16 protein-coding genes and 2 pseudogenes are annotated in these 19336 nt (G+C 64.9%); 15 read left to right on the forward strand and 3 right to left on the reverse strand.

Translation table 11 applies throughout. From position 1 onward, the window contains the following. Window positions 1-85: 85 nt before the first annotated feature. A pseudogene (locus tag NKH83_RS27925) lies at window positions 86-199 on the forward strand (NAD-dependent epimerase/dehydratase family protein); the annotation flags it as partial. A gap of 17 nt (window positions 200-216) precedes the next feature. Then, the gene (locus NKH83_RS27930) at window positions 217-618 is read left to right on the forward strand and encodes an ABC transporter permease subunit (protein ID WP_352808250.1); all 402 of its coding nucleotides are present in this window, start codon (window positions 217-219) and stop codon (window positions 616-618) included. Window positions 619-992: 374 nt separating this feature from the next. Here the strand turns inward: NKH83_RS27930 and NKH83_RS27935 are convergent, their stop codons facing one another. The 3 genes from NKH83_RS27935 to NKH83_RS27945 all read right to left on the reverse strand — a co-directional run bounded on the left by NKH83_RS27935 (window position 993) and on the right by NKH83_RS27945 (window position 4306). Further along, window positions 993-2210: an MFS transporter gene (locus NKH83_RS27935; protein ID WP_352808251.1), complete on the reverse strand. Its 1218-nt coding sequence runs from the start codon at window positions 2208-2210 to the stop codon at window positions 993-995. A gap of 56 nt (window positions 2211-2266) precedes the next feature. Continuing rightward, window positions 2267-3703, reverse strand: a complete 1437-nt coding sequence (gene rpoN / locus NKH83_RS27940; RefSeq protein ID WP_352808252.1) for an RNA polymerase factor sigma-54 — start codon at window positions 3701-3703, stop codon at window positions 2267-2269. 69 nt (window positions 3704-3772) lie between these two features. Next, window positions 3773-4306, reverse strand: a complete 534-nt coding sequence (locus tag NKH83_RS27945) for a peroxiredoxin (RefSeq protein ID WP_352639849.1) — start codon at window positions 4304-4306, stop codon at window positions 3773-3775. A gap of 1560 nt (window positions 4307-5866) precedes the next feature. On the opposite strand from NKH83_RS27945, the gene NKH83_RS27950 reads away from it, so the two are divergent. The 13 genes and pseudogenes from NKH83_RS27950 (at window position 5867) to NKH83_RS28010 (ending at window position 19252) form a co-directional block, all read left to right on the forward strand. Beyond that, the gene (locus tag NKH83_RS27950) at window positions 5867-7069 is read left to right on the forward strand and encodes a cytochrome P450 (protein ID WP_352808253.1); all 1203 of its coding nucleotides are present in this window, start codon (window positions 5867-5869) and stop codon (window positions 7067-7069) included. 89 nt (window positions 7070-7158) lie between these two features. Beyond that, window positions 7159-8448 (forward strand): cytochrome P450, encoded by a 1290-nt coding sequence (locus tag NKH83_RS27955; protein WP_352808254.1) that lies wholly within the window; start codon window positions 7159-7161, stop codon window positions 8446-8448. Window position 8449: 1 nt separating this feature from the next. Next, window positions 8450-8575, forward strand: a pseudogene (locus tag NKH83_RS27960) (ferredoxin); the annotation flags it as partial. 168 nt (window positions 8576-8743) lie between these two features. Then, on the forward strand, window positions 8744-9586 hold the full coding sequence (locus NKH83_RS27965; RefSeq protein ID WP_352808288.1) for an SDR family oxidoreductase: 843 nt from the start codon (window positions 8744-8746) through the stop codon (window positions 9584-9586). Next, entirely contained in the window at window positions 9586-10929 is a 1344-nt protein-coding gene (locus NKH83_RS27970) for a cytochrome P450 (protein ID WP_352808255.1), read from the forward strand. Before NKH83_RS27965 ends, NKH83_RS27970 begins: the two co-directional genes overlap by 1 nt. Window positions 10930-11083: 154 nt before the next feature. Then, a complete protein-coding gene (locus NKH83_RS27975) occupies window positions 11084-12076 on the forward strand; it encodes a polyprenyl synthetase family protein (protein WP_352808289.1) in 993 nt (330 codons plus the stop codon). A gap of 145 nt (window positions 12077-12221) precedes the next feature. Further along, window positions 12222-13772: a hypothetical protein gene (locus NKH83_RS27980; protein ID WP_352808256.1), complete on the forward strand. Its 1551-nt coding sequence runs from the start codon at window positions 12222-12224 to the stop codon at window positions 13770-13772. Beyond that, window positions 13769-14671, forward strand: coding sequence for a terpene synthase family protein (locus tag NKH83_RS27985; protein ID WP_352808257.1), 903 nt, complete (start codon window positions 13769-13771; stop codon window positions 14669-14671). The genes NKH83_RS27980 and NKH83_RS27985 overlap by 4 nt, the downstream gene beginning before the upstream one ends. A gap of 85 nt (window positions 14672-14756) precedes the next feature. Then, window positions 14757-15806, forward strand: coding sequence for a type 2 isopentenyl-diphosphate Delta-isomerase (gene fni / locus NKH83_RS27990; protein ID WP_352808258.1), 1050 nt, complete (start codon window positions 14757-14759; stop codon window positions 15804-15806). Between the two features lie 54 nt (window positions 15807-15860). Then, window positions 15861-17027 carry an NAD(P)/FAD-dependent oxidoreductase gene (locus NKH83_RS27995; protein WP_352808260.1) on the forward strand — a complete coding sequence of 389 codons (1167 nt, stop codon included), beginning with the start codon at window positions 15861-15863 and terminating at the stop codon, window positions 17025-17027. 240 nt (window positions 17028-17267) lie between these two features. Then, window positions 17268-17570 (forward strand): hypothetical protein, encoded by a 303-nt coding sequence (locus NKH83_RS28000; RefSeq protein ID WP_352808262.1) that lies wholly within the window; start codon window positions 17268-17270, stop codon window positions 17568-17570. A gap of 121 nt (window positions 17571-17691) precedes the next feature. Continuing rightward, complete coding sequence (locus NKH83_RS28005) at window positions 17692-18021, forward strand: helix-turn-helix domain-containing protein (RefSeq protein ID WP_352808263.1); 330 nt, start codon at window positions 17692-17694, stop codon at window positions 18019-18021. Next, entirely contained in the window at window positions 17996-19252 is a 1257-nt protein-coding gene (locus NKH83_RS28010; protein WP_352808264.1) for a type II toxin-antitoxin system HipA family toxin, read from the forward strand. The genes NKH83_RS28005 and NKH83_RS28010 overlap by 26 nt, the downstream gene beginning before the upstream one ends. The last annotated feature ends 84 nt before the right edge of the window (window positions 19253-19336 follow it).

The following is a 19336-nucleotide window of genomic DNA, read 5'->3' on the forward strand; positions in this document are numbered from 1 at the left end:
CAGAGCCAAGTCTATCACATTGCGTTGAAACGGTTTTGTCATTTGGCGTGAGGCATGCAAAGCCATCCGTAAACACGTCACGGACTACGGGCCGCGTATGCATCCCAATGACGGCCGGGTTGTGTCGAATTTCATCGTCCAAGCGCTCACGGGCGAGCCTCTCACCATCTATGGGAACGGGTCGCAGACGCGGAGCTTCTGGTAATTTTCGCGCTAGTGCACGGTTTCGCCTGGATCACCCATCGCGGCGACCAGATTGTCTTCGGCGTAGCCATCAATTTCATTGCTGCCGGCTCCACCATCATTCTCGGCCAGGCTTGGTTCCGGCAGGGCGCGCGCCGGCGCTCTCTGAAGACTCGCGATTCGATCGTTGTGCCCAGCGCCGAAGGGGTACGCGGCGTGCCGGTGCTCGGGCCGGTCTATCCCGAGCTGATCTACGGGCCATTCGCTGCTGGTCTATGTCGCGTCCCTGATGGTGCCACTACCTGGTTGGTGCTGTTTAGCACCCGCTTCGGCCTGGGGCTTCGCCCGGTCGGCGAAAATCCGGCCGCCGTTGATACCACTGGCATTTCGGTGACCTGGCTGCGCTATCGTGCGGCATCTTCACCGGCGTTCTGACGGGCATGGCCGGCGCGTAGCTGTCGCTCCCCAGAATGCCGGCTTCGTGAAGGATATGACCGCCAGCAAGGGTTCCATCGTACTGGCAGCGCTCATCGTCGCCAAATGGAAATCCATGCCGGCGAGGTTCGCCTGTCTGGCGGCGAAGGTCGCCATGGCCCGGAGGTGAAGCCGGCGAGGCGCTGGCGCTGGTCCCTGCGAGATCGGAGGCCGACACGGAACAGGCTGCCGCGGCGGCGATCCAGTCGGCTTATACGCTCGGCGAAACGAAGCCTGCAACCGCCAAAGTAATCATGCGGAGGATCGCGCCGCGCCGTGCATGCGATTGCATCTCTCGTCCCGCTGCGCTGCTGAGGCCTCTTCTATCAGGCGGTCTAGGTTTCGCGCTTCGGGCCGAGCAGGAACACTGTCAGGGCGGCGAGGAACGTGACAACAGCACTGTAGGCAATGGGACTGGCAATCCCGGCATTGTCCACCAATAGTCCGCCGAAAATCGCGCCGCCTGCGATTGCCACTTGGAACGCTACGACCATCAGCACACCGGCGCTTTCGGCCTGCTCGGGAGCGGCGCGCCACACCATCCACGTCTGCAATCCCACCGGCACTGCGCCGAAGGCAAAGCCCCACGCGGCAACCGCAACCGCCGAGGCCGAGGCCGATGCTCCCGCCGTCAGCAGCGAAACAGCGGCTATCGCTATGAGCAGCGGTGCAAGGGCCGCGACTGCCTTGAGACTGTACTCGGCCAGCAGCCCGCCGGCCAAATTGCCGAAGAATCCGCCGATGCCAAAAGCAAGCAACACAAGCGAGATCGTCTCGACATCCAGCGCGGGAACCTTCTCGAGGAAGGCGCGGATATAGGTGAAGCCGGCGAAGTGGCCGGAAGCGACCAGCAGGACGACCAAAAGCGCGACCTTGATCATCGGAATCTTGGCCACATCCAGCAGGCTGCGGAAGCTAGCCACTCCAACCGGAGGCAGCCTCGGAATGGTTATGAGTTGCACCAGCAGTGTAGCGGCGCCGACGACTGCGGCGAGCATGAAGGCGCTTCGCCATCCCCAGATATCGCCGACATAAGCGCCGATTGGAGCTGCGCAAACGGTAGCGACGGAAACGCCGGTGAGGATGATCGATATGGCGCGCGGCAGGAGGTGGCTTGGAACGAGCCGCATCGCCACTGCTGCCGACATCGACCAGAAGCCTCCGAGCGCTATGCCGAGCACGACGCGTGCCGTCAGGAGTACCGCCAGCGACCACGCGCCGGCCGCCAGAACGTCCGACAGGATCAGCAGCAGCGTCATCGCCCACATGACGATCCTGCGGTCCAGGCGCTTTGTGATGATGGCCACGGTCGGCGCCGAGATCGCCCCGACGATAGCGGTCGCCGTCATCGCCTGTCCGGCCGCACCCTCGGTGACACCGAGATCATTCGCGAGGGGCGTGAGGAGGCTGACAGGCAGAAACTCTGCCGTCACCAGCCCGAAGGTGCCCAAGGAAAGCGAAATGACCGCACCCCATGCGGGACCAGACGGTTGGTCGGGCTTTTCTGGGTCGTGCAGAACAGCGTCCATGACGCCTGCCGCGGATCGGGTCATGAACGAAGTCTCACTTTGGATGCACTGCAACATGAGGTTGGCTGCCTTGACCCACATTAAAGACACAAGCGCATTTCGCGGCGGCGTTGCACGGAGGAGGGGATGTTCATTGCTTCGCGATATTTTGTGACGGTGCGCCGCGCAACATCGATGCCGGTTTCCTTCAGCCGGACAGCGATGTCATCGTCGGAAAGCACGTCGCCGGGAGATTCTGCGGCAATCATCGCTTTGATCCGATGGCGGACAGCTTCGGCGGAGTGCGCATCGCCGCCTTGGCAGGACGCGATCGCGACGGTGAAAAAATACTTCAGTTCAAAGACTCCGCGCGGGGTAAGCATGTACTTGTTCGAGGTCACCCGGCTTACCGTCGACTCGTGCACGCCGATCGCGTCAGCGACGGTTCTGAGATTGAGAGGCCGCAGGTGGGCGACGCCATGTTCCAAAAAGGCATCCTGCTGGCGCACGATTTCAGCCGCAACCTTAACAATCGTCTTGGCGCGCTGATCGAGGCTGCGGATTAGCCAGTTCGCGTTTTGCAAGCATTCGTTGAGAAATGCTTGATCTTTCGAATTTTGGACAGTTTGACGCGACACTTCGGCATAGTAGGTTTGGTTGATCAGCAGCTTGGGCAGTGTGGCCGGATCAAGTTCGATCTGCCACCCGCCTTCCGGCGAGGGCGTGACCCAGACGTCGGGTATGATTGATTCAGACGCACCGGATTGGAATCGGTTTCCAGGCTTGGGATCGAGCGCCCGAATCTCATGCATCATGTCGAGAAGGTCGTCTTCATCGACGCCGCAATGCTGCTTCAGTGCCTGAAAATCGCGTCGCGCAAGCATTTCAAGATTGGCAACCAAAGCTGCCATTGCCGGGTCGAACCGGTCTCGCTGGCGTAACTGGATTTCGAGGCATTCTCCGAGAGTTCGCGCAAAAATTCCCGGTGGATCAAAGTGCTGCAAGGTTCCGAGAACCCGTTCCACATCAGCCTCCCGGACATTCAGGCTCTCGGCCAACTCCAAAAGGTTTGCCCGAAGATAGCCAGTGTCTTCCAGATCGGCGGCAAGCTGGCCAGCGATCAGCCGCTCCTGTGGTGTGAACGCAGTGAGGGCGATCTGACGAGCGACATGGTCGTGCAATGTCTCGGCGAGGCTGGCAAACTCGTCGAGGGAAGGGCCATTACCCGGCGGGTTGTTGGTCGTGTTGCGAAGTGATTTCCATTGCCCGAGCCGTTCAGGCGACCCGGCCCCGGTCGGTCCGTCAACGGCGTTTGCGCGTGGGCCGACAGGCTGATCCGCTCCCGAAATCGAAATATCGCCAAAAGGCCCGCCATCGTTTGACGCAGATTCCAAGAGCGGGTTCTTCTCGATTTCCCGCTCCACGAACTGATGCAGTTCAGTATGCGCCAGTTGCAGCAAGCGAATCGACTCAATGAGTTGAGGCGATGCGACCATCGATTGCTTCTGGCGCTGAAGCAGGCTTGCTGAGGATTGCATGGTGAGCGCGATAATCCTGTCGAGGAGCCTCTTGGGGCGGGCAATGGCACCAGTGAGACGTTTTCTAGGTCATGCGGCGGCTTTCAGCGTTTCGAGAACGTTTTGCGGTGATGAGACGCCATAGGGGTCGGCCTCGCAGTTGTCGGAGAAACCTTCCTCCTCGAACCACTGCTCCACCACGCCATTGTTGATCAGGGCGGCGTAGCGCCAGGAGCGCATCCCGAAGCCGAGATTGTCCTTGGCGACCAGCATGCCCATCTTGCGTGTGAATTCGCCTGAGCCATCGGGGATGAGCTCGACCTTCTGCAGGCCCAAGGACTTCCCCCACGCATTCATGACGAAGGCATCGTTGACGGAGACGCAGTAAATCGCGTCAATTCCCTCCTTCTCAAACTCATCATAGAGCTCTTCGAAATTGGGCAGTTGATAGGTCGAGCAGGTCGGAGTGAAGGCGCCAGGCAGCGAGAACAGGATGACGCGCTTGCCGGCAAAGTAGTCGTCAGATGTCTTTTCTTCCCAGCGATATGGATTTGGGCCCTGGACTGACTCATCGCGAATACGCGTGAGAAAGGTGACGAAGGGAACCTTCTTTTGAACGGTCATCAACTTGCTCCTCAGGAAAAAACTGGCGCGCTGGATTCTGGCAGAGGCTGACGCAATACCGAGCAAAGGCTCGTATGCCGGGCATGAAATGAGGCCGCGGCTCGCACCCTCCTTTTTCCATGCCGATGTAGGGGAACGTCTTGGCTGCTGGTCTTCGTCACCCGAACGCCATCGATCTGAGCGAGTGGAGGCTGTCGAGCCGCTTGGGCAACCTTTCCACGGCTATGGCGCCGGAAGCGGCATCGATCGCTCGCGCTCGTGTCCGCGAAAAAGTGATAGCGGGCCCGAAGTAGCCAATATCCGAAGCGTGTGGAGGCCTCAAATGTGACTTCACGCAAGAGACCCGCGTGACTGAGCTGGTTCGGCGTATTGTCGATATTTGCCAGTGACCCGCCGACCTTGGCTTCGGTGGCTCTTTGATGGGGCTCTTGGGCACTCGCATGCTGATCAGAACCGGTAGACGGCAATTGCGCGAGCGCCATGTGTTGGCGTGCCGCCATCGGACCAGCCGTGCGCAAAGCGGCTGCCGAGGACGGACCTCCGGAGGAGATGATGTACCGATGTTCAGCGGGAGCGGGCACCGTCTCCTCAGGCCACGGTCTAGAGCTTCGCGTGTCGGGCATGGCGCAAGTCGCTTTCATCGTGTTTTGATGGGCTCTAACCAGGAGCAGCAAGCGGCGTGCCATTTCAAATAGAGATGCTTTGGACCGCCCTCTTTTTCTCGGAGGCCGTGTCTTGGAAGATCGGGCGCGCGCTATAACGGCCTGCTCACCACGCGCAACAGCGGTGCTGTATGGTGCGGATATTCGGCGCTTCCGCCCCGGCTGGGCAAAGACGAACCGGAAGCCGAGCCGATGCACTACCTCACACCGGCGGGCACTGCAGCGATGGCGTAGCGTGTGCCGCTAGCGTGTTCTTGCGTGCGCAGGCACGGCTATCGCGAACACGCGCCTGTCGCAGCAACCATGAGCGCGCGCTCTTCGGCAAGCGCCCTGATTCCGTGAGGTTCGAATTCTCCAAGCGTGTCCCATTCGCAACCCTCTTATGTTCGAAACTGGACAAGAATGTCGCAGGCCCGACCGAAAGGTCCGCAAAGGCGCGGCTTCTGCTGGGTCGGCCAAATTGGCACGAGTTTTGAAGCTCCCTCGTTGCGAGCCGGGAGCCCGACCGATTCATTTCGTGGATGACACCGCGATCGATGGAACGAAGAAAGAAAAGCAAATGCCAAATCCGCATCGGATAGCATTCTATGGAAAGGGGCGCTCGGCGAAACCGCCCCCTACCATACCGGCTCGCCGCCTTGGTCGAACCCTTGCGCAGGAAATCTTGGCCGGCGGCGGCTCAAAGGCCCACCACACCGACCTTATCCTGAAATCGATGGTGCAGGATAAAGTTCTGCATCTCGCCGCGCGGTGTGCCTAGACAGTTACACGTTGGCCGGTCTTGATAATCAGGCCGGCCGTCGGAGGACGTCATCTGTATGCCGTCTTAGGTCATTCGCTGCCGCAGCGCCCGCCGGTCACCTTCCGCCCTTCCATCGCTATAGAGTGAAGTGCCACCATGCCCGAACAACCTTTGCCGACGCTGCCGATGTGGCGCGTCGATCACATTGAGCCCTCGCCCGAGATGTTGGCACTACGCGCCAACGGTCCGATCCACCGCGTGCGCTTCCCGTCCGGGCACGAAGGCTGGTGGGTCACAGGCTACGACGAGGCCAAGGCGGTGTTGTCCGACGCGGCGTTCCGGCCCTCCGGAATGCCGCCGGCGGCATTCACCCCGGATTCGGTGATTCTCGGTTCGCCGGGGTGGCTGGTCTCGCACGAGGGGGGCGAGCATGCGCGGTTACGTGCGATCGTGGCGCCGGCCTTCAGCAACGGCAGGGTGAAGCTGCTCGCGCAACAGGTCAAGGCGATCGCCGTGCAGTTGTTCGAGACGCTGGCGGCCCAGCCCCAGCCCGCCGACCTGCGGCGCCACCTCTCCTTTCCGCTTCCGGCCATGGTCATCAGCGCGCTGATGGGCGTGCTCTACGAGGATCACGCCTTTTTCGCCGGGCTGTCCGACGAGGTGATGACGCACCAGCATGAAAGCGGCCCGCGCAGCGCGTCGCGCTTGGCCTGGGAAGAACTGCGTGCCTACATTCGCGGCAAGATGCGGGACAAGCGCCAGGATCCGGGCGACAACCTGCTGACGGATCTGCTCGCGGCGGTCGACCAGGGCAAGGCGACCGAGGAAGAGGCGATCGGCCTGGCGGCGGGCATGCTGGTGGCGGGGCACGAGAGCACCGTCGCGCAGATCGAATTCGGCCTGCTGGCCATGTTCCGCCATCCGCAACAGCGCGAACGCCTGGTCGGCGATCTATCCCTGGTGGACAAGGCGGTGGAGGAAATCCTGCGCATGTACCCGCCGGGCGCGGGCTGGGACGGCATCATGCGCTATCCGAGGACCGACGTGACCATCGCGGGCGTGCATGTTCCCGCGGAGAGCAAGGTGCTGGTCGGCCTGCCGGCGACGTCGTTCGATCCGCGCCATTTCAACGACCCGGAAATCTTCGACATTGGACGTGACGAAAACCCGCACCTGGCGTTCTCCCATGGGCCGCACTACTGCATCGGCGCGGCGCTGGCCAGGCTGGAACTCAAGGTGGTGTTCGGTTCGATCTTCCAGCGCTTTCCCGCGCTGCGCCTGGCCGTGGCGCCCGACGAACTGAAGTTGCGCAAGGAGATCATCACTGGCGGGTTCGAGGAGTTCCCGGTGCTCTGGTGATGCGCGGACGCCACCGGGAACCGCGATGTTCTCCGAATTCGCCGGCGCCTGCCGCGCGCCAATCAGATCAGCCAGCCAACAGGTGACCAATGGATGTGCAAGAAACCACGGCAGCATGCCGGGACGCCTTCGCCGAACTGGCGTCGCCAGCGTGCATTCAGGACCCGTATCCATTCATCCGGTGGTTGCGCGAGCACGATCCGGTGCATCGCGCGGCGTCGGGCCTCTTTCTGTTGAGCCGCCACGCCGACATCTACTGGGCGCTCAAGGCCACGGGGGATGCTTTTCGGGGACCGGCGCCGGGCGAACTGGCGCGCTATTTCCCGCGGGCGGCGACCAGCCTGTCACTCAATCTGCTGGCGTCCACGCTAGCCATGAAGGAACCACCGACTCATACGCGTCTGCGCCGGCTGATCTCGCGCGATTTCACCATCGGCCAGATCGACAACCTGAGGCCGACCATCGCTCGCATTGTCGCAGCGCGCCTGGACGGCATGGCGCCCGCGCTGGAGCGCGGGGAGGCGGTGGACCTGCATCAGGAATTCGCGCTGGCCTTGCCCATGCTGGTCTTCGGCGAACTGTTCGGCATGCCCCAGGACGACACGTTCGGGCTCGTCGCCGGCATCAGCGCCATTCTGGAAGGCCTGAGCCCGCACGCCAGCGATCCCCAGCTCGCCGCGGCGGACGCGGCCAGCGCCAGGGTGCAGGCCTACTTCGGCGACCTCATACAGCGCAAGCGCACCGATCCCCGCCACGACATCGTGTCAATGCTGGTCGGCGCACACGACGACGATGCCGACATGCTGTCGGATGCGGAATTGATCAGCATGCTCTGGGGCATGCTGCTGGGCGGCTTCGCCACCACTGCCGCGGCCATCGGCCATGCGGTCCTGGCGATGCTGGCGTATCCCGAACAGCGGCACTGGCTGAAGGGAGATGCCGTGGGGGTGAAGGCATTCGTCGAAGAAGCCCTGCGCTACGACGCGCCCGCCATGTTCAGCTCCATTCCGCGTATCGCCCAGCGCGACATCGAACTGGGCGGCGTGGTGATCCCGAAGAACGCGGACGTGCGCGTGCTGATCGCGGCCGGCAATCGCGACCCGGACGCCTTCGCCGATCCCGACCGCTTCGATCCCGTGCGGTTCTACGGCACCAGTCCTGGCATGTCGATCGACGGGAAGATCATGCTGACCTTCGGCCACGGCATCCACTTCTGCCTGGGTGCGCAACTGGCCCGAGTGCAGTTGGCCGAGAGCCTGCCGCGGATCCAGGCGCGCTTCCCCACGCTGGCATTGGCCGAGCAGCCGACCCGGGAGCCCTCCGCGTTCCTTAGGACGTTCCGCGCGCTGCCGGTGCGGCTGCATGGGCAGGAGGGCTGAGATGCGCGTCCTGGTCGATCAGGATCTGTGCGGAACTACCGGGCAGTGCGTGCTGACGCTGCCGGGCATCTTTCGCCAGCGCGAACCGGACGGCGTGGCCGAAGTGTGCGTGGCGACGGTCCCGCAGGCGCTGCACGCCGCCGTGCGGCTTGCGGCCAACCAGTGCCCGGTCGCCGCCATTCGGGTGATCGAAAGCGACGCTGGCCATGACGAGCGCGCCAGCGCCGACCCTGCGCCTTCTCCGGCGCAGGCCGAGCGGCATGCTGCGAAAGACCAATGCAATTCAGGAGACACGATGGGACGGTTTGAAGGCAAGGTGGCCGTGGTGACCGGCGCCGGCGCCGGCATCGGCCAGGCATGCGCTCTCGCCATCGCGCGCGGGGGCGGCAGAGTGGTGGTGGCCGACATTGATGGCTCGGCGGCCATCGCCTGCACCGCGCAGATCGCGGCCGAAGCAGGCCACGCGCTGCCCATAGCCATGGATATCGCCGATGGCCAGGCGGTGGCAGGGCTGTTCGAGACGGCGGAGCGGCACTTCGGGGGGGTCGACCTGCTGGTGAACAATGCGAGCGCCATGCATCTGACCCCGCGCGACCGCGCGATCCTCGACCTGGACCTGGCAGTCTGGGACCAGACCATGGCGACCAATCTGCGCGGCACGCTGCTCTGCTGCCGGCAGGCCATCCCACGGATGATCGCCCGCGGCGGTGGCGCGATCGTCAACATGTCGTCGTGCCAGGGGCTCAGCGGTGACACGGCGCAGACGTCCTACGCCGCGTCGAAGGCGGCGATGAACATGCTGTCGGCTTCGCTCGCCACCCAATACGGTCATGCGCAGATCCGCTGCAACGCCGTTGCGCCGGGTCTCGTCATGACCGAGCGTCTCCTCGCCAAGCTGGACGAGTGCATGCAACGGCATCTGCGCCGGCACCAGCTCCTGCAGCGCGTCGGCCGCCCCGAGGACGTGGCCGCCCTCGTGGCGTTCCTGCTCTCCGACGATGCTGCGTTTATCACAGGCCAGGTCGTGTGCATCGATGGCGGCATGCTGGCGCATGTGCCGACATACGCCGACGGTGGCAACAGCTGCGCCGCGCGCCCTGCCGGCGACACCGAATCGGCGGCGGCGGCGCGCTGCTGATGGACATGCTGCTCAACCCACTCAACCGTCGGCACCGGCTGCGATGCGACATCCCGGTCATGCCTGGCGCTTTCCCCCTGGTCGGGCATCTTCCCGCCATTGTCTGCGACCTGCCGCGCCTGCTGCAGCGCGCAGAACGGACGCTGGGCAGCCACTTCTGGCTGGATTTCGGCCCTGCCGGACACCTGATGACCTGCGTGGATCCGGAAGCGTTCGCACTGCTCCGGCACAAGGACGTGTCCTCGGCGCTGATCGAAGAGATCGCGCCCGAATTGCTTGGCGGAACGTTGGTTGCCCAGGACGGCGGCGCGCACCGGCAGGCGCGCGATGCGATCAAGGCGGCGTTCCTGCCCAAGGGGCTGACCCAGGCCGGCATCGGCGACCTGTTCGCGCCCGTCATCCGGGCGCGGGTGCAGGCGTGGCGCGACCGCGGCGAGGCAACCATCCTGCGCGAAACCGGCGACCTGATGCTCAAGCTCATCTTCAGCCTCATGGGAATCCCCGCGCAGGACCTGCCGGGATGGCATCGCAAGTACCGGCAATTGCTGCAGCTGATCGTCGCGCCCCCGGTCGACCTGCCCGGACTGCCCTTGCGGCGCGGCCGCGCCGCCCGCGACTGGATCGACGCGCAGTTGCGCCAGTTCGTTCGCGACGCGCGCGCGCATGCTGCGCGCACCGGGTTGATCAACGACATGGTGAGCGTCTTCGACCGCAGCGACGATAGGCTCTCCGATGACGTCCTGGTCGCCAATATCCGCTTGCTGCTGCTTGCCGGTCACGACACCACTGCCTCGACGATGGCCTGGATGGTGATCGAGCTGGCGCGGCAGCCTGTGCTGTGGGACGCCCTCGTCGAGGAGGCTCAACGCGTGGGCGCGGTGCCGACCCGGCACGCGGATCTGGCGCAGTGTCCGGTCGCCGAGGCGCTGTTCCGCGAGACACTGCGTCTGCATCCGGCGACCACGCTCCTGCCGCGTCGCGCGCTGCAGGAATTGCAACTCGGCCAACGGCGCATTCCCGCGGGCACCCATCTGTGCATCCCGCTGCTGCATTTCTCGACCTCGGCGCTGCTGCACGAGGCGCCTGATCAGTTCCGTCTGGCGCGGTGGCTGCAACGCACGGAGCCGATCCGGCCGGTGGACATGCTGCAGTTCGGTACCGGCCCACACGTCTGCATCGGCTACCACCTGGTATGGCTGGAAATGGTGCAGTTCTGCATCGCCTTGGCGCTGACCATGCACCAGGCCGGGGTGCGGCCGCGGTTGCTGAGCGGCGTCGAAAAAGGCCGGCGGTATTACCCGACCGCACATCCGTCCATGGCAATCCGCATAGGCTTCTCATGAGCTGGCATCGCATGCCCCGCGTGGCGAGGCAGCGGCGCCGGCGAGGCGCGGCATTGCTGCACTCAGCGCACGCGCTCGGTGCGACGCCGGCAACACCGCTGCGGCTTGGCGCTCGCTGTGGCCATCTCGTGTCAGGTACAAGGACATGAACAACATGCAGACCGGTTCCACGCTGCACGACGACCGAACTGGCGTTTCCGCGCTCGGCGGATTGGGCGCGCAGGCGCGCGGCGCATCCGGCAGGCTGCTGCCGGAGATCTGGATGCAGGACGGCGCAAAGCGGGTCGAACAGGCGCTGGCGCGTCTTCTCTGCGCCGAAGACGACGGTGAGACCGAGCTGATGGCGGCGATGCGCTACGCCACCTTGCATGGCGGGAAGCGCACCCGCGCGTTGCTCTGTCTGGCTGCCGGCGGACTGGCCGACACGCCGGCGCACATGCTCGACGACGTCGGCGCCGCCATCGAGATGATGCACGCCTGTACCCTGGTCCACGACGACCTGCCCGCGATGGACGACGACGTGCTTCGCCGCGGCCTTCCGACCGTGCACGTCAAGTTCGGCGAAGCCACTGCGATCCTGGTCGGCGATGCGCTGCAGGCGCACGCCTTCCTGACCCTGGCGAGCCTGGATGCGCCGGGCGACAACCGTATCGCGCTCGTGCGCGAACTGGCGCAGGCCGTGTCCGCCGAGGGTGCCGCAGGCGGGCAGGCCATGGATCTGTCGCTGGTCGGAAAGCACGCCGAGCTGGACAGGATCGTGGCGATGCACCGGATGAAGAGCGGAGCGCTAGTGCGCGCGTCCGTTCGCATGGGCGCGCTATGCTCCATCGCGGAGGATGCCGCGCACGCTGCGCTGTACTATGCGCTCGATCGGTACACCGCCTGTTTCGGCCTGGCGTTGCAGGTGGTCGACGACATTCTCGACGCGACAGCGGATACCGCGACGCTGGGCAAGACCCCCGGTAAGGACGCGGCGGCGCAGAAGCCGACCTGCGCGTCGATCATGGGGCTGCAGGCAGCGCGCCAGTTCGCGCTGGATTTGTTGCGCGACGCCGGGGAGGCCATCGTCCCGCTGGGGCCGCGTGCGGAACGGTTGGCGCAGATGCTGCAGCGGGCCAACGTGTATTTGTCCGCGCCATACGCATGAGCGCGTCCGTCCGCATGGACTCGCCCCTGCTGCTGCGATCGGCCGGCGGGCGGTGCATGCTGCACTGTGTCCGAACCGACGGCGACGTGCGCGGCGTCTGCCCGATCCTGGTTCTCGTTAGCCCTCTGCAGAAGGAACATCCCGCGTGAACGCGCTGTCCGAACAGATCCTTTCCGAATTGCGCCACCTGCTGAGCGAGATGAGCGACGGCGGCAGCGTCGGTCCGTCCGTCTACGACACGGCGCGAGCTTTGCAGTTCCACGGCAACGTCACCGGTCGGCAGGACGCATACGCGTGGCTCATCGCGCAGCAACAGGCCGATGGCGGATGGGGAAGCGCGGACTTCCCGCTGTTCCGCCATGCGCCAACGTGGGCGGCGTTGCTGGCATTGCAGCGTGCCGATCTTCTTCCCGGCGCTGCCGACGCAGTCCAGGCTGCAACCCGGTTCCTCGAGCGCCAGCCCGATCCCTACGCGCATGCGGTGCCGGAAGACGCGCCGATCGGCGCGGAGCTGATCCTGCCGCAGTTGTGCGGCGAGGCCGCATCCTTGCTGGGCGGCGTGGCGTTTCCGCGCCACCCGGCGCTGTTGCCGTTGCGGCAAGCGCGTCTGGTCAAGCTGGGGGCGGTGGCGACGTTGCCGAGCGGCCATCCGTTGCTGCACTCCTGGGAAGCTTGGGGGACGTCGCCGACCACCGCATGCCCGGATGACGACGGCAGCATCGGCATCAGTCCGGCGGCCACCGCCGCGTGGCGTGCGCACGCCGTGACACAGGGGAGCACGCCGCAGGTCGGGCGCGCCGACGCGTATTTGCAGGCGGCATCGCGGGCGACGCGCAGCGGCATCGAAGGTGTCGTTCCCAACGTCTGGCCGATCAATGTGTTCGAGCCATGCTGGTCGCTGTACACCCTGCATCTGGCCGGGCTGTTCGCGCATCCCGCGCTCGCCGAGGCGGTGCAAGTGATCGTCGCGCAGCTCGACGCCCGCCTGGGCGTGCGCGGTCTGGGCCCGGCCTTGCACTTCGCGGCCGATGCGGACGACACCGCCGTTGCGATGTGCGTCCTGCGCCTTCCGGGCCGCGACCCGGCGGTCGATGCGTTGCGCCATTTCGAAATCGGCGAGCTGTTCGTCACCTTCCCCGGCGAGCGCAATGCCTCGGTGTCGACCAACATCCATGCCCTGCATGCGTTGCGACTGTTGGGAAAGCCCGCGGCCGGCACCAGCGCCTACGTCGAGGCCAATCGCAACCCGCACGGTCTATGGGACAACGAAAAATGGCACGTTTCGTGGCTGTATCCCACCGCGCATGCGGTCGCTGCGCTGGCGCAAGGCAAGCCCCAGTGGCGCGACGAGCGCGCGCTGGCGGCGCTGCTGCAGGCGCAGCGCGACGACGGCGGCTGGGGCGCCGGTCGCGCGTCCACATTCGAGGAAACCGCCTATGCGCTGTTCGCGTTGGACGTGATGGACGGGAGCGAAGAGCCGACAGGGCGCCGGCGCATCGCGCAGGCGGTGGCGCGTGCGCTGGAGTGGATGCTCGCCCGCCATGCGGCGCATGCATTGCCGCAGACGCCGCTGTGGATCGGCAAGGAACTGTATTGCCCCACCCGGGTGGTGCGCGTGGCCGAACTCGGCGGGTTGTGGCTGGCGCTTCGTTGGGGGCGGCGCGTCCTGGCCGAGGGAGCAGGAGCGGCGCCATGATCCAGACAGAACGCGCGCTGCAGCAGGTGCTGGAGTGGGGGCGTTCCCTGACCGGGTTCGCCGACGAGCATGCCGTCGAAGCGGTCAGGGGCGGCCAGTACATCCTGCAGCGCATCCACCCGAGCCTGCGCGACACCAGCGCCCGCACCGGCCGCGATCCGCAGGACGAAACGCTGATCGTGGCGTTCTATCGCGAACTGGCGCTGCTGTTCTGGCTCGACGATTGCAACGACCTTGGCCTGATCGCGCCGGAGCAGCTCGCCGCGGTGGAGCAGGCGCTGGGGCAGGGCGTGCTGTGCGCGCTCCCCGGATTCGATGGCTGCGCTGTGCTGCGCGCTTCGCTGGCCGCGCTCGCCTACGATCGTCGCGACTATGCTCAGCTTCTCGACGATACCCGGTGCTACTGCGCGGCGCTGCGCGCCGGACACGCGCAGGCGGCAGGGGCGGAACGCTGGTCCTACGCCGAGTACCTGCACAACGGCATCGATTCGATCGCCTACACGAACGTGTTCTGTTGCCTGTCGTTGCTGTGGGGACTGGACATGGCGACCTTGCGCGCGCGTCCGGCGTTTCGTCAGGTCCTGCGGCTCATCTCCGCGATAGGGCGCCTGCAGAACGATCTGCATGGACGCGAAAAGGACAGGTCGGCCGGCGAGGCCGACAACGCGGCGATCCTGCTGCTGCAGCGCTATCCGGCTATGCCTGTGGTGGAGTTCCTCAACGACGAGCTGGCCGGCCATACGCGCATGCTGCACCGGATGATGGCGGAAGAACGCTTTCCCGCGCCGTGGGGACCGTTGATCGAGGCCATGGCGGCCATCCGCGCGCAGTACTACCAGACCTCGGCCAGCCGCTACCGCAGCGACGCTGCGGGGGGAGGCCAGCGTGCGCCGGCCTGAACGCACGGGAGGCGGCGGCCTGCGCGCGCTGCCGTCGGTCCGATCCGACGCAACGCCGTCGCCCGACGCGACGGATGGAGCGAGCATGAGCGACACCGCCCTGAGCCGGCGCAAGGACGACCATCTGGACATCGTGCTGGATCGGCGAACGGCGCCGGCCACGGTCGCCGCCGGCTGGGAGTACATCCGTTTCGAACACTGCGCATTGCCCGAGTTGGACCTGACGCAGATCGACCTGCGCGCCTCGCTGCTGGGCAAGACCATGCGCGCGCCGCTGCTGATCAGCTCCATGACCGGCGGGATGCCACGCGCCGAGGCCATCAACCGGCATCTGAGCGAGGCAGCGCAAGCCTTGGGGATCGCCATGTGCGTCGGTTCGCAGCGCGTGAGCCTGCAATCCCGCAACTCCCAGGGACTGACGCGCGCGCTGCGCCGCCTGGCCCCAGATATTCCCTTGCTGGCCAATATCGGCGCCGCGCAACTGCGCGAGGCCGACGGCCTGGACCTGGCGCGCCGGGCGGTGGATGCACTGGAGGCCGATGGCCTCATCGTCCATCTCAATCCGCTGCAGGAAGCGGTACAGCCGCAGGGCGACCGCGACTGGCGCGGCGTCCTGGCGCAGATCGCTCGCGCCGCGCGCAGCGTGGGCGTGCCGATCGTGGCCAAGGAAGTGGGGTCGGGCCTGTCCGCCTCGGTGGCCTGTGCGCTCGTCAAGGCGGGCGTGGCGGTGATCGATGTCGCCGGGGCCGGCGGCACCAGTTGGGCCGCGGTGGAGGGCGAGCGCGCCCGCGATGCCGCCGACCGTGCAGTAGCGATGGCGTTCGCCGATTGGGGGATTCCGACCCCGGCCAGCGTGCAGGCGGTACGTCGGGCGCTGCCAACGGTCAAGCTGATCGCGTCGGGCGGGATCCGCGACGGCGTCGACGTGGCCAAGGCCATCCGCCTGGGCGCGGACATCGCCGGGCAGGCGGCCGGCGTGCTGCGCGCGGCTACGGTATCCACCGACGCGGTTGTCGCGCATTTCGAGATCGTCATCCGCCAGTTGGCCGTCGCCTGCTTCTGCACCGGCTCGGCTGATCTGGCGGCGTTGCGTCAGGCGCGCTTCTTGCCCTCGGCACATCTGCCCGCCGGTTGATGCCGGCGTCGCCCGCACGCGGCGGCGGGCCCCTAGAACTGGAGAAGCGAAAAGGTGCATTACGACATCGTCATCATCGGCGGAGCCATCGTCGGCTCCTCGGTCGCCTATTATCTGCGCGAGGAAGGGTTTTCGGGCTCGATCGCGCTCGTCGAGCGCGACCCGCAATTTTCTCATGCGGCGACCACACTGTCCTGCGCCTCCATCCGCCAGCAGTTTTCGATCCCGGAAAACATCCGTCTGTCGCAATTCACGCTGAAACTGTTCCGGCGGCTCAGGGAAGAGTTTGGCGCGGACGCCGATATCGGCTTTCGCGAAGGCGGCTACCTCATCCTTGCCGGCGAGAACGGGCTGCCGATCCTGCGGGCCAACCACGAGGCGCAGATGGCCGAGGGCGCCGATATCGTGCTCGAGGATGCCGAGGCGCTCGTCCGCCGCTTTCCGTGGCTGTCGGTCGAGGGCATTTCCGCCGGCGCCTATGGCCGCAGCGGCGAAGGCTGGTTCGACGCGCATGCGATGCTGATGCTGTTCCGCAAGGCACTGCGAAGCAAGAACATTGATTTCATCACCGCGTCGGTGACCGGTATCGAGCGGCAGGGGAAGCGCGTCGCCGGTGTGACCCTCGACAATGGCGAGCGGCTCGAGGCCGGCACCGTCGTTAACGCCGCCGGGCCGAATGCCGGCAAGGTGGCAGCAATGGCCGGGCTGGCGCTGCCAGTGGAGCCGCGCAAGCGCAACGTCTTCGTCTTCGAGGCGCGCGAAAAATATGACGACATGCCGCTGCTGGTCGACCCGAGCGGCATCTATGTCCGCCCGGAGGGCTCGGTCTACATCACCGGGGGCGCCGAGGCGGAAGAGGGCGAAGGACCGGCCGATCCCGCCGACTTCGACCCCGACTGGCCGCTGTTCGAAGAGGTGATCTGGCCGGTGCTGGCGACCCGCATTCCAGCCTTCGAGGCGATCAAGCCGACGCGCGCCTGGGTCGGCCATTACGACTACAACACGCTCGACCAGAACGCGGTGATCGGCCCGCACCCGGAGGTCGGCAATTTCCTCTTCGCCAACGGGTTTTCCGGTCACGGCTTGCAGCAGGCTCCGGCGGTCGGCAAGGCGCTGGCCGAACTGATAGTGCATGGCGGCTATCGCACGGTGGATTGCTCGGCGTTCGGGTACAGCCGTGTCGCTGGAGGGCGAGCTTTCAGGGAATTGAATGTGGTTTGAGCAGGAAGGGCGGGTGCGCCGCGACGGTCCCTTTGATGCTGGAGGGACAGAGGGGGGGCGAAGGAACGCAACAGGCGGTCGATGGCCAAAGCTGGCGAAAACAGCCGGCCAGGGCCTGCCGCGAACGGAATGATTTTGTGATGATCGTGGCGCTCGATCCGCCGCATTTCCGGACGATCAGCGACTTCCGCAAGCGGCATTTGAAGGCGCTCGAGGCGCTGTTCGTGCACCGAGGAGGACGTGACTTTCGGCAAGGACAAGCGCGGCGACGAGATGCCGGATTGGGCCGGCGACAAGCAGAACCGGCTGGCCAAGCTCAAGCAGGCGATGCCGTCGCTGGAGGCCGAGGCCAAGCTTGCGGCGCAAGAAGAGCGCCGGATCGAGGCCGAAAAAGAAGAGCAGCGCCAGGCCGCAGGCCGCAAGAAGCCTGGCAAACCGGCGGCGGCGCCATCAGAGGAGCCCGGTGGCCATAGCAGCTGTTCTCGGAGGAACGCCGTTCGCTGTGCGGCGCTAAAGCCGGAGAGATCCCCGAAGAAGGATTGATCTCTTTGGATATCATTATCTTCATATATGATACGCGAACAGATCATAAAAGTTTTGACTTGCTCGCTGGATGAGATACCTTTGCGTATCATCGCGCATTGGAATGGATCGTATAGGTATCATGATGGACTCTGAATCGGGGATTCTGCGCGAAATCGGTGGGCTTTTCAGGCAGGCGAGGCTGGCCGCTGCCATGACGCAGGAGCAGGTCGCCGACTCGGCGGGTATATCCCGTCCCCGCTATCGCGACATCGAAAAGGGAGCCGCAGCGGCGCGTGCGACGACGCTCATGAATATCGCTCGCGCGCTCGGTCTGGAAATGATGCTGGTTCCGCAAGTCATGGTGCCGGCTGTCCAGGCTCTATTGCGTCCGCATGATGATGACGATCAACCCGCCTTTGTTTCTCAACCTGACGATGACGATCATGGCTCCAGTCTTTCGCGCAGCTAAGACGATCCCGTCGCTGGACGTGCTCTTGAACGCACTGAAGATCGGCACAATCGTTAGGACGCCGGGCGATTTCAATGCATTCAACTTCGATGAGGCCTACCGCGCGACGGGCGGCTTTCCGGTTTTCAGCCTGTCGTTCCGGGCAGCGACGGGAGGATTGCGGAAAGATCCGAAGCCTCTGGCGGGCGCCTTGCCCGCTTTCTTCGCGAACCTCCTGCCGGAGGAGAAATTGCGCGAGGCGATGGAAAAGCACCACGAAGGCAATGTGCGGCCAGGCAATGATTTCGATCTTTTAGCGGCGCTGGGGGCCGATCTGCCGGGAGCCGTACGGGCGTTGCCCAGTGACGGCGCGATAGCGGTTTCGCAGGATGCTTCAAAGGATAAGCCCAAGGCACGGTTCTCACTTGCCGGCGTGCAGATGAAGCTGTCGGTCATGAAGAACACTGGAAAAGGCGGCGGCCTTACCTTGCCGATGGACGACGAGCAGGGCCGGTACATCGCCAAGTTCCCTTCGACGGCGTTTCCGGGCGTTTCCGAGAACGAATTCGCCAACCTGGCGCTGGCTGCAGCAATCGGCATGGAGGTTCCTGAATGCGAACTGGTCGAGAAGTCCGATTTTGAGGGCGTTCCCGAAGAATTCAACACGCTGTCGGAGGGCAAGGTCCTTCTCGTCAAACGCTTCGATCGCGGCGCCGATGGCGAGAGGATACACATCGAGGATTTCGCTCAGGTCTTCGGTGTCTATCCCTCGCGCAAATATGAGGGGGCCGCTTATCACGACATAGCCTTGGCCCTTGGCGTGGCCGTCTCGCCTACGGCGGCTCTCGAATTCGTCCGCCGCCTGGCGCTGACGGTCATCACTGGCAATGGCGACATGCACCTGAAGAACTGGTCTTTGATTTATCCCGGTAACGGCGACAAGCCGGTGCTTGCACCAATCTACGACGTTCTGTCGACCGTGCCATATATTCCCGCCGACGCCATGGCGCTTTCGCTTGGAGGGGAGCGCTCGTTCAAGGCGCTAGCAGCACCGCGATGGAAAGCATTTGCGAACCGTGCAAGGCTTCCGGAGCCGGCAGTCCTGAAGGCAGTGGTCGAGACCGTCGAACTCGTCAACGAGCACTGGTGGCATCTGCCTGAGCGCGACGTTGTCGCAGCGAAAGTGCTCGAGCGGATCGACGAACATGTGAAGGCGATGACGCCGATACTGAACTCCTGCGCCGATAAGTGAGCCGAGTCCCCTTGGGTTGGTGATATGGCGGAATTATCCGCCCGTGGCCCCGGATGGATGGCCGTGGATCGATGGTATGCCAGC

Source organism: Mesorhizobium sp. M0909 (assembly GCF_040319515.1).
GTDB lineage: Bacteria > Pseudomonadota > Alphaproteobacteria > Rhizobiales > Rhizobiaceae > Mesorhizobium.

What these genes read in the sequence shown, in the direction of transcription:
- NKH83_RS27985 (WP_352808257.1), top strand. Translation starts at nt 13,769, where the DNA reads ATGATCCAGACAGAACGCGCGCTGCAGCAGGTGCTGGAGTGGGGGCGT.
- NKH83_RS27950 (WP_352808253.1), top strand. Translation starts at nt 5,867, where the DNA reads ATGCCCGAACAACCTTTGCCGACGCTGCCGATGTGGCGCGTCGATCAC.
- NKH83_RS27955 (WP_352808254.1), top strand. Translation starts at nt 7,159, where the DNA reads ATGGATGTGCAAGAAACCACGGCAGCATGCCGGGACGCCTTCGCCGAA.
- NKH83_RS27935 (WP_352808251.1), bottom strand. Translation starts at nt 2,210, where the DNA reads ATGACCCGATCCGCGGCAGGCGTCATGGACGCTGTTCTGCACGACCCA.
- NKH83_RS27975 (WP_352808289.1), top strand. Translation starts at nt 11,084, where the DNA reads ATGCAGACCGGTTCCACGCTGCACGACGACCGAACTGGCGTTTCCGCG.
- fni (WP_352808258.1), top strand. Translation starts at nt 14,757, where the DNA reads ATGAGCGACACCGCCCTGAGCCGGCGCAAGGACGACCATCTGGACATC.
- NKH83_RS28010 (WP_352808264.1), top strand. Translation starts at nt 17,996, where the DNA reads ATGGCTCCAGTCTTTCGCGCAGCTAAGACGATCCCGTCGCTGGACGTG.
- NKH83_RS27945 (WP_352639849.1), bottom strand. Translation starts at nt 4,306, where the DNA reads ATGACCGTTCAAAAGAAGGTTCCCTTCGTCACCTTTCTCACGCGTATT.
- NKH83_RS28005 (WP_352808263.1), top strand. Translation starts at nt 17,692, where the DNA reads ATGATGGACTCTGAATCGGGGATTCTGCGCGAAATCGGTGGGCTTTTC.
- NKH83_RS27965 (WP_352808288.1), top strand. Translation starts at nt 8,744, where the DNA reads ATGGGACGGTTTGAAGGCAAGGTGGCCGTGGTGACCGGCGCCGGCGCC.
- rpoN (WP_352808252.1), bottom strand. Translation starts at nt 3,703, where the DNA reads ATGCAATCCTCAGCAAGCCTGCTTCAGCGCCAGAAGCAATCGATGGTC.
- NKH83_RS27970 (WP_352808255.1), top strand. Translation starts at nt 9,586, where the DNA reads ATGGACATGCTGCTCAACCCACTCAACCGTCGGCACCGGCTGCGATGC.